The organism is Pedobacter sp. (genome assembly GCF_035317785.1).
Classification (GTDB): domain Bacteria; phylum Bacteroidota; class Bacteroidia; order Sphingobacteriales; family Sphingobacteriaceae; genus Pedobacter.
This window is the reverse complement of sequence record NZ_DATHGC010000216.1, coordinates 1-10,110: the sequence shown is the minus strand read 5'-3', so window position 1 is coordinate 10,110 and position 10,110 is coordinate 1. Positions and strand designations below refer to the sequence as shown.

6 protein-coding genes are annotated in these 10,110 nt (G+C 48.5%); all 6 read left to right on the top strand.

Annotation, left to right across the window (positions count from 1 at the left end):
• Positions 1-1,294, top strand: a 1,294-nt coding sequence (locus VK541_RS13125) for a hypothetical protein (protein WP_324370782.1), incomplete at its 5' end; no start/stop codon positions are given.
• Complete coding sequence (locus VK541_RS13120; RefSeq protein WP_324370780.1) at positions 1,291-2,865, top strand: SLC5 family protein; 1,575 nt, start codon at positions 1,291-1,293, stop codon at positions 2,863-2,865. The genes VK541_RS13125 and VK541_RS13120, both read left to right, overlap by 4 nt.
• A gap of 19 nt (positions 2,866-2,884) precedes the next feature.
• Positions 2,885-4,570 (top strand): twin-arginine translocation signal domain-containing protein, encoded by a 1,686-nt coding sequence (locus VK541_RS13115; RefSeq protein WP_324370778.1) that lies wholly within the window; start codon positions 2,885-2,887, stop codon positions 4,568-4,570.
• Positions 4,571-4,574: 4 nt separating this feature from the next.
• Positions 4,575-6,746 (top strand): hypothetical protein, encoded by a 2,172-nt coding sequence (locus VK541_RS13110; RefSeq protein WP_324370776.1) that lies wholly within the window; start codon positions 4,575-4,577, stop codon positions 6,744-6,746.
• 41 nt (positions 6,747-6,787) lie between these two features.
• A complete protein-coding gene (locus VK541_RS13105) occupies positions 6,788-8,974 on the top strand; it encodes a hypothetical protein (protein ID WP_324370774.1) in 2,187 nt (728 codons plus the stop codon).
• 30 nt (positions 8,975-9,004) lie between these two features.
• The coding region (locus tag VK541_RS13100; protein ID WP_324370772.1) for a sialidase family protein at positions 9,005-10,110 on the top strand (1,106 nt) is incomplete at its 3' end.

The window sequence follows — 10,110 nt, the reverse complement described above, 5'->3', positions numbered from 1 at the left end:
CTGGGGGGCAGCGGTAAATGATGTGGCAACGGGATTACACAAGGATCTCGTGTTAACCTGCATCACTTTCCGATCAGAAACAGAAGCGCAGCCATTGATTCTGATCGCTATGGATCTGGGATGGTGGAAAAATATGGACGATGAACGGTTTTTTCGCCAGCCCATACTGGAGGCACTCGAAATAGAAGCTTCCGGGCTGATGATCTGTTTTTCGCATACCCATGCGGGTCCTGGCATTTGCCGCAGCGACGCAGTCAAAGCGGGCGGCAACCATATAGAACCTTATCTGCTGCAGCTTCAGAAAAAAGCAATTGAAACTGCGCGAATTGCCCTAGGCGATGCCCGCCCTGCTGTCCTGACCTGGAAATATGGTACTTGCAGTCTTGCTGCAAACCGGGATCTGCCTGAAAAAGGCAAGGACCGTATTGTCGTGGGTTTTAATCCGGATATGAAGGCGGATGATATTGTTCTTGTGGGAAGAATAACCGACGGAAAAGGCAGAATTACCGGAACTTTGGTCAACTATGCCTGCCACCCTACGACGCTGGCCTGGGACAATCTCCTGATTTCGCCGGATTACGTTGGCGCCATGCGGGAAATGATACAGACTGAAACCCATGCGCCCTGCCTGTTCCTTCAGGGTGCTTCCGGAGAATTAGCGCCTGCCGAACAATATTCAGGCGATACGGAACTGGCTGACCGGCATGGCCGGCAGCTGGGATTTAGCGTGTTGTCTGCACTGCAGGCTATGCTGCCTCCAGCACAGGCATTGGGTTTTGATAAAGTTGTGGAGTCCGGAGCGCCTTTAGCCATTTGGAAACCGGCTGCGGTAAAGGTTTCAACCGCAATTTGGGCAAGAATGATAGACGTGCCATTGCCTTTAAAGGAACTGCCATCGCTTGCTGAAATTGAAAAAGAATGGGAGGAATGCAGGGACCACGTCCTGAAAGAACGGTTGTCGCGAAAGCTGAACGTGCGAAAAGTAGTGGGTGAAGGTAAAGTCACGGCTATGCCATTGTGGGTGTGGCAATTGGGCAGTTCATTTTTAATCGGACAGCCTAATGAGGCCTATTCTGCTTTTCAGCAGGAACTGAGAACACGTTTTCCCGGGTCTGCCCTGGCTGTGATGAACGTAGTAAACGGCCATATCGGCTATCTCCCGAATAAAGAATTGTACGCTCAGGATATTTATTCAGTTTGGCAAAGCCCTTTTGCGGAAGGAGGACTGGAAACCCTCATCCGCTTTGCCGGCGATGCCGTCGAATCAATAAACCGGGAAAATAAAGACAGATGATGAACCTGAACCTTTCGGCACTGGATGCCTTTATATTTGGAACATATATTCTCGCGGTGATCGGCTTGGGTTTTTACGCTTCGCGCAAAGGTCAGCGGACAAAACGTGACTATTTCCTGGCAGGTGATAAGCTGCCCTGGTGGATGATCGGCGGAAGTATTATTGCCTCTAACATCAGCAGTCATCACCTGGTAGGTGCTATGGGTGTGGCTTACAGCAGGGGATTTGTAGCCATAGCCATGGAATGGGGTGCTATTTTGATAGGTTTCAATGCATTGCTTTGGATCTTTCTGCCATTTTATATCCGTAACGGGTTTTACACCATGCCCGAATTCCTGCAAAAAAGATTTGGGGGAGGTGCAAGGACTATTTATTCCATCCTGGTATTGCTGACCTATGTTTTTGTGGAGATTGGGGCTGTGCTTTATTTTGGGGCGCTTTCATTGCATTCATTGCTCGGAATACCAATACTGACCAGTGTGGTGGTCCTGGCTGTTGCTACAGGCGTTTATACGATTGCAGGAGGGCTGCGTGCGGTGATCTGGACGGAAATGCTCCAGCTTGTGATCCTGATCATGGGAGGAATTGCCTTATCCATTGCTACTGTGAATGCTGCAGGGGGGATGGGTGCTGTAATGGAAACATCGAAGGACTGGAATCTGATCCTGCCGGCCAATGATCCGGACTTTCCCTGGACAATGTACCTGGGCGGGTTATTGTGTATCAGCGTATTCTACTGTGCCACAAACCAGTTTATAGTTCAGCGTACGCTGGCCGCGAAAAATGAATGGCATGCCCGGATCGGCGTGATTTTTGGAGATTATCTTAAATTTTTAATTCCGCTTATCATCACGGTACCAGCTCTTGTAGCCCCTAAATTGTTTCCCAATCTTGATAAGCCCGACCTGCTTTTCCCTACCCTGGTAGAAAACCTGCTGCCGTCCGGCTTAGTTGGTCTTGTTATGGCGGGCCTGATCGCGGCGGTGATGTCGCACCTTTCAGGGGCAATCAACTCATGCACCACGATATTGACCATGGACGTTTTTATACCCTATTTTCGTCCTCATGCCACTGAAGCGCAGTCGGTGCGGTTTGGAAGGGGCTCAGGTATAATTATTATTATCCTGGGAATTATCTGCACGGCTCTGCTAGTGGCACATTCCGAGAAACCTGTATTCTTATATCTGCTGAATGCCTACGGTCTGTTTACTCCCGGAATTGCTACGATGTTCCTGTTGGGTATCCTTTGGAAGCGTACGACGCATACAGGGGCGCTTACGGCGGGGATCTTAACCATTCCGCTGTCACTGGTCATGGAATTTTTATTTCCGCAGATGCCGTTTTTTAACCGGACGGGTATTGTATTCTGGGCCTGTATGGCTGCGTGTGCGGGAATAAGTTTACTGACAAAGCCGAAGCCGGAGGCGGAATTACAGGGATTGATCTGGAACAGGGCAAGTCTTTCGCTGCTTCCTGCAGAACGTGAGCAGCAGCGGGGGCTGCGCAATCCTTTTATCTGGTGGGCGATTCTTACCGTTATGGTGCTGTATTTCTATATCCGTTATGCATAGGTATTTAAAATGTGATCTAATGAAAGAGAAAAAAAATCAAAATGAAATTGCAGGCAATTCACGCAGAGATTTTCTGGGTAAGGCGGGTTTGGCTGTTAGTGCGGCTTTATTGCCGGTCAGCCTGGTAAGGGCAGAAGAGGCCCCGGCATTGGGATTGGAGGCGCCTGATGAAAAAAAAGAACCTGTGCGCTGGGAGGTGAACCTGAAACAAACGGGTTGGAATACTTATGCGCCCAGATATGTGTATGCTCCTAAATGGACCTGGGAATCCATAAAGGGTGCTGCCGGATATGTCATCCAGTTTGCTGATGCTGATGACAGCAACGCAAAGACCATCAGGTTAAAGTCGCCTGAATATGATATGGCAAAAGAATGGACTGGTCTCAGCTTTGGGCCGGTGGATATCATAGCCTGGGCGGTTGACGCTGAAGACAAACCGCTGTGTTCAGCCTGGCGCAGGCGTTTCTATAAATCGCCCGGATTTGATGGCGTAGCACAGGAACCTGCGGACTGGAAGGGTTCTATTGATCGTGCAATGACTTATTTGCTTGCTCCTGCGCGTGACAAAATTGAACCATTTGAGGGTGATATGCCGCGGTCCTGCTGGAGCTGCTGTGAAGAAAGTATCAGCGGTCAGCGCAGATTAATGGCTTTCCCTGCTTTGCATCATCCAAGCTTTGTATTTGCTTACCTGGATTATGCCATACAATTTCCTGCTGGCAAACTTGCACCTGCGGCACTAAAGCAGGCAAAGCAATATGGTGACTGGCTGCTGGCCAACAGACTTCCTGCAGATTGGCGCTGCAGTTTATTTCCTTTCTCTACGATCGAGCAGGGCAGGACAGAAGGGTATATTGAAGGTAAAAACATCACACTCTTCAGATCCGCCCGGGTGGGCGAGGGCATGGTGGCTTTGTACCGTCAGTTTAAGGATCAGAAATACCTGGACTATGCGCGCCATATCGCTGATGTTTTCGTTGACTTACAGACCGGCAATGGTTCATGGCCCTATAGAGTTGATCCGAGGAATGGTAAAACTGTTGAAGAATATACGTCAAACGCAGTTACACCTGCCCGTCTTTTGGGGATACTGGAAGAAATTCAGCCTAATCCAAAATATGCTGCGAGCCGCGAAAAAGCTGCAGCATGGGTAATGGAGAATCCTGTCCGCACTGGTCGCTGGCAAGGTATGTATGAGGATATCGGAGCGAAAATCCCTTATCAAAACCTCGAACACTGGGATACCAACGAAATGATCAGGTACCTGGTCCACTACGGCGGTGCTGATTCTGTGAAAACTGCAGAGCGTCTGAACCATTATATCGAGGATCAGTTTGTGTTGTGGCAACCGACAGACAAATGTGTTTCAAACCGTTGTCCGACACCGACGGTGATGGAACAATATACCTGCTATGTGCCTATGGAAGTGCATACCGGTATGTGGATTATGTCTTTACTCGCTCTTCACCGCGCTACCGGGCATAAGGACTACCTGGCTAAGGCCATTAATGCCGGCAATTCCATTGTACTTGCCCAGCAACAGACTGGTGCGTATTCAACCTGGAGTTCTGATGTGCGTTTTGGCAGGCCGTTATTGACCATAGACTGGCCAGGCTGCAACGCGGTAGCTGTTTCTGCTTTATTACAGTTAGAAAATTATGTAAAATCACTTCCTGCATCCAGAAATGCGAAACAGCCTTTGTGACGATATGATCTGTTTCACTCGAAAATATGTTTTATTTACTGTGGTTTCCTGGTGTGTGACCATAGGTATTGGCTATGGGCAGACGGTAAACGATACTAAAAAAGAACCTGTTCAGTTTACAGCAGGAAAGTCAGCCTACGTAGTATCTCAACCGGTAACTCCACTGGAGAAACGGATTACAGATCGTTTGCTGACTTACTTAACAAATGTACTGAAACATCCTGCCAAGCGGGTTGCTGTAATTGCTGCCGTTCCTTCAGGTAATCCTGCGATTGTGCTGTCCTCGAAATCAGCATCCGCGATTACTTCTTCGTCGCCGGAAGCGTACCAGCTTCAAACCCGGATGATGGGTAATCACCCCGCAATAGTTGCGACAGGTAAAACAGAACTGGGCCTGAAAAGAGCTGTCCAGCATTTAATATTGGAAAGCATGCAAATTAGGCCGGGCCTGGTCATTCCTGTAGTTAATGTATCGGAATATCCCTGGATTGCAAAAAGAGAATGGACGATCTGTCCCTGGGCGCCGGACAGGGTGCGAAGGTCGTTTTCAAATCCTAACGCCGATAAGCGGCTCAATATCTGGTTATACGGGGATCAGCAGATTAAGGACTATGTAGAAATGTTTGACTGGTTTGGGTTCAGCGGCTGCCAGTTGATGGAAACGCCGGCAAATTATGCGGCGATGGGGTCAGCTGAGGCTTTCCGTGACCGTCAGATAAAGTTTGCAAAGGCGATTCGTGAAAATGGACAAAATGTTACGTATTGGGTATGGGCAGCCCAGTTTGATGATTATGGCTGGTTTGACAAGGATGTAGTTTATGCACCTTCAAAAGGAAATACGGCTTTTACTGATCCTGAAGTCCGGGCCACATTTGAAAAATATTATAATGGCTATGCGAAAATGGCACCTTATGCAGACTTGCTGATCGCCCATTTTTATGACCCTGGTTCCCTGACAAACAGGGATGATGTATTCAGTTATTTGAAACTGCTTCAGGAAAAATTCAGGGCGAAAAATCCGGATGTCCGGCTTGGGGTAGATTTTTGGGCGGCCGGATCACCATCAGCGTATATGCAGCAGTTGACGGATCATGGTTTTGGAGATGCCCTGCTGCTTGAAATGAGCCTTCCCAATATCTATACCGAAGGTAAACGCGAAACATTGCATAAAGATGCTAAGCTGAAGGGGTTGAAAATGGGTATGTGGGGCTGGTATATGACCGAGTACGAAACAGATCAGATGCCAATGATGCATGTAAATGCAAAGGCTCTGAAAGGGTTTTATCAGGAGATCAAAAACGGGGCTCATAAGATCCAGCCGATCACTTACTGGTCGGAAATGGAAGCTTATCATCTGAATAATATATTTACCATGTATGCCGCAGGCCAGCTGCTCTGGAACCCTGACCGTGATCCTGACGAGATTCTCAGGGAAATTGCCGAAGGTATCTGGGGCCCGCGGAACGGACTTCCGGTATTGGAAGCATTAAAATTGATTCAGGATGTAAGATCCGGGCCTTCATGGAATACATTTTGGTGGACAACCGGGGACTATCGCCTGGGCACTGCGCATCCGGATCTGGATGTTAAGCGGGCAGAAAAGGTGATTGCAGCGCTGGAGAAAATGAAAACAGATAGGGATTTTGTTTCCAAATTTCCATTGCCCTTTCCACCGGCTACATTTATTGAACTCATACTTCCGCACCTGAGGCAAATCAGGGCTTTTGCTGTTTCACGTGTCAAAATGGATGCGATTAAAGGATCAGCAAAAGAAGGAGCTTCCAAATCAGAGCTGACGAAGATGCTCCATGAAGCCTGGCAGCCCGTGCCTGAATACAATACCTGGATCGGCTCATTTGGTCAGCCGGAGGCCAATATGCAGGAGAAAATGCTGGAACAACTGGCCAAAGAACTTAATCTGGAATTAAAAATGCCGGGTTGGATCCTTCACCGCAATGCTGACCGCTACCTGCAGCGGATACAAAACATTCAACGCAAACAGCGCTTGCCGTACACATTTAATATAGATGCAGTCGCAGTCAGAGGCGGAGAATTTACCTGGACGGCGGAAAAATCCAGGGAATATATGGATCTGCTGATCAGGCAAGGGCATGTTGAGAAATGCGGCACCAATACCTACCGGCTGGCCAATTGGAAAGAATACCGGATGCTATAAATATTTAATGTTGAATGATAAGCTTAAAACACAAATAGAAAATGACCAACAGATTTATTAAACTCGTAACTGTACTGCTACTCGCTTTTGCTCAGACGGGCTATGCGGAGATAAAGCTTCCAAAAGGTAAAGCGGCTTATATAGTTGCGGTTCCGAAAACAGCCCTGGAGAAACGTATTGTAACCAGGCTTTCCGATTACCTTACCAAAGTGCTGAATGTGCAGCCCAGGGTAGTGTCAAGCCTGAAATCAGTTCCCGGGAAAGTACCTGCCATTTTACTATTTTCCAATGATTTAGAGCCATTTTTAGGGGTGACTGCACCAAAGGATTCACCGGAAGCATTTGCGCTGCAAACGCGGACATCCGGGGTACACCCATTGATCATAGCAACGGGCAACACAGAAAACGGACTAAAGAGGGCAGTGCAGCATCTTATCCTGAAGAGCGAGCAGCGAAGTTCAGGACTGGTTATTCCTGACCTGAAGGTGTCTGAAAGTCCATGGATCAGCAAACGTGAATGGACCTTGTGCCCATGGTCACCTACGCTGGTCCGGGGTGTCTTTACCAATCCTGATGCCGATAAGCGTCTTAATGTCTGGATGTACAGTAACTCGCAGATCGTAAATTATGTCGATATGTTTGATTCTTTTGGATTCAGCGGATGCCAGCTAATGGAAACTGTAGCGAATTATTCCATCCTGGGCTCTGCGGAAGCATTTAGGGGACGCTTGAAAACATTTGCAAAATCTCTCCAGGAAAACGGGCAGGACGTAAGTCTTTGGGTCTGGGCAGCACAGTTTAATGATTATGGATGGACAGATCCTTCTGTAGCCTACAAACCTGCGAAAGGCAAAACTGCTTTCGATGATCCTGATGTGCGTGCAACTTTTGAAAAATACTATAAGGGGTACGCTGAAATGGCCCCGTATGTAGACATGCTAATCACTCATTATTATGATCCGGGTTCTTTGGAGAACCGTGCCGATGTGTTTAAATACATGCGTTTACTGCTGGATAAATTCAGGGCAAAGAATCCTGATGTTAAACTGGGTGTGGATTTCTGGGCATCCGGTTCGGATGCTGACTACATGCAGCAGTTAATTGACAATGGTTTTGGTGATGCTACATTACTTGAAAGCAGTATTCCTCATGCTTATGCCCCGGGAAAACGTGAAGAACTTCATGTCCAGGCGAAGCAGCGTAACATTAAAATGGGGGTATGGGGCTGGTATACCACTGAGATGGAAACGGATCAGGTGCCGACCATGTATGTCAATACTAAAGTGTTGAAGCATTTTTACAACCAGATGAAAGATGGTGTAAGCAAGATACAGCCCATCACCTATTGGTCGGAGATGGAAGCTTATCACCTGTGTAATATTTTTACCATGTATTCCTCCGCGCAATTGCTGTGGAATCCGGACCGTGATCCTGATGAGATACTCAGGGAGATCTCGGAGGGCATCTGGGGCCCGCGCAATGCTCCGGCTATTTTGGAGGCATTGAAATTGATCCAGGATGTGCGTTCTGGCCCAACCTGGGATACCTACTGGTGGACAATGCCTGAGCACCGGCTGGGAACTGCAGATCCGCGACAGGATATCAGCCGTGCAGACCGCGTACTTGCCGGACTGGAGAAAATGAAAACGGATACTTCGTATGTTTCTAAGTTTCCTTTGCCTTTTCCTCCGGAAACTTTTGTAGAACTCATGATCCCGCATATCCGGCAGATCAGGCAATTTGCCGGATCGCGTTTGGACATTGCGGCGATCCGTAAGGCTGCAGCCTCCGGGACTTCGAAAGAAATGCTGACAGGTATGATTGTGAAAGCATGGAACCCTATTCCTGAATACAATACATGGATCGGTACCTGGGGTCAGCCGGAAGCCAGAACGCAGGAGAAATTGTTCTCTGATCTGGCTAAAGAACTTGACATTGCTGTTGCTGCGCCTGCCTGGACGAGATGGCGGGATGCGAACCGGCAGCTGCAGGGTTTTCAGAAAGTCCAGCGCGCTCATCGTACGCCATGGAAATTCAAGTCAGATCCCCTGGAGGTCTACAAATGGCCGCCGGCTGCGGATGATGAACGCGCGGTGTGGCGGGAATTTCACTGGACTCCTCAAAAGGGTGCTGATCGGCTGAAGCTGCTGCTGGAAAATGGATATCTGGAAAAGGCGGGGGAGCACATGTACCAGCTTTCTAACTGGAAAGATTACAGCGTTAAATAATTGCCATTTACATTTAAAAATAGAATAGAGATGAAGTCTAAAAATAATAAACGAGCAGATCAGGTAAACAGGCGTAAGTTTCTGGGAATGGCAGGTGTTGCTGCTACTGCCGGGTGGGTAACTGTACCTTCCTGGGCTGCCATGCCCGGGCACACTACAAACGCGATAGCTACTATTATTGAAACCAAAGTGATTTGCCGGGAACCGGGGAAGTTTCTGGGAGATGGCAGTGAATATGGGATTGATACCAGAATGCACCCTGTGATAAAGAAGCGCGTAACTGAGGCGGATCGCTATATGGGGTGGCCCACTATAGGGAAGACAGATAAAGGGGAGCTGATTGTCGCATTTTCCGGTGACCGGGACGCACATGTGTGCCCCTGGGGGAAAACCCAGATCATCCGCAGCCTTGACCAGGGAAAAACCTGGTCTGTTCCTGAAACCATCACCAATACTCCTCTTGATGACCGGGATGCAGGTATCATCCAGACCCTGAAGGGAACTTTGCTGGTCAGCTGGTTCACTTCTGTCGCCTTTACGCTGCCAACTTATGCAACAGCTTATGAACGTTACGCACGGATCGCTGAAAAGATTACTCCGGAAACCCGGAAGAAATGGCTGGGTAACTGGGTAAGACGCTCTGAAGATGGCGGCAAAACCTGGCAGGAGCCTGTTTCAACGGTTGGCTCGGCCCCTCACGGACCGATTCAGCTGAAAGATGGCCGTTTGTTGTACATCGGCAACGGCGAATTAAACGGAAAACCAACCATGCCCATAGAAGAGTCTAAAGATGACGGTAAAACCTGGAAGGTGATAGCGGATATTAAAAAACCGGATGCTATGGCAGCGGCGGGTACGGGACTTGGCGAGCCCCATATGGTTGAACTTGCAAGCGGTAAATTGCTGGCTATGTTCAGACATGAACGGAGGGACCGTCAGAATTTCCTGATGCAATCTGAAAGTTATGATGGAGGGAAAACCTGGACACCGCTGCATGATACCGGCATCTGGGGCTTCCCCCCGCATCTTATCCAGCTTAAGAATGGCTGGTTAGTGGTGGTATATGGTTACCGCCGTGAACCATATGGCGAAAGGGCCTGTATTAGCCGGGATGAGGGTAAAACATGGGATGTGAA

Coding starts and splice junctions, on each gene's coding strand:
- VK541_RS13120 (WP_324370780.1), top strand. CDS start 1,291: ATGATGAACCTGAACCTTTCGGCACTGGATGCCTTTATATTTGGAACA.
- VK541_RS13115 (WP_324370778.1), top strand. CDS start 2,885: ATGAAAGAGAAAAAAAATCAAAATGAAATTGCAGGCAATTCACGCAGA.
- VK541_RS13110 (WP_324370776.1), top strand. CDS start 4,575: ATGATCTGTTTCACTCGAAAATATGTTTTATTTACTGTGGTTTCCTGG.
- VK541_RS13105 (WP_324370774.1), top strand. CDS start 6,788: ATGACCAACAGATTTATTAAACTCGTAACTGTACTGCTACTCGCTTTT.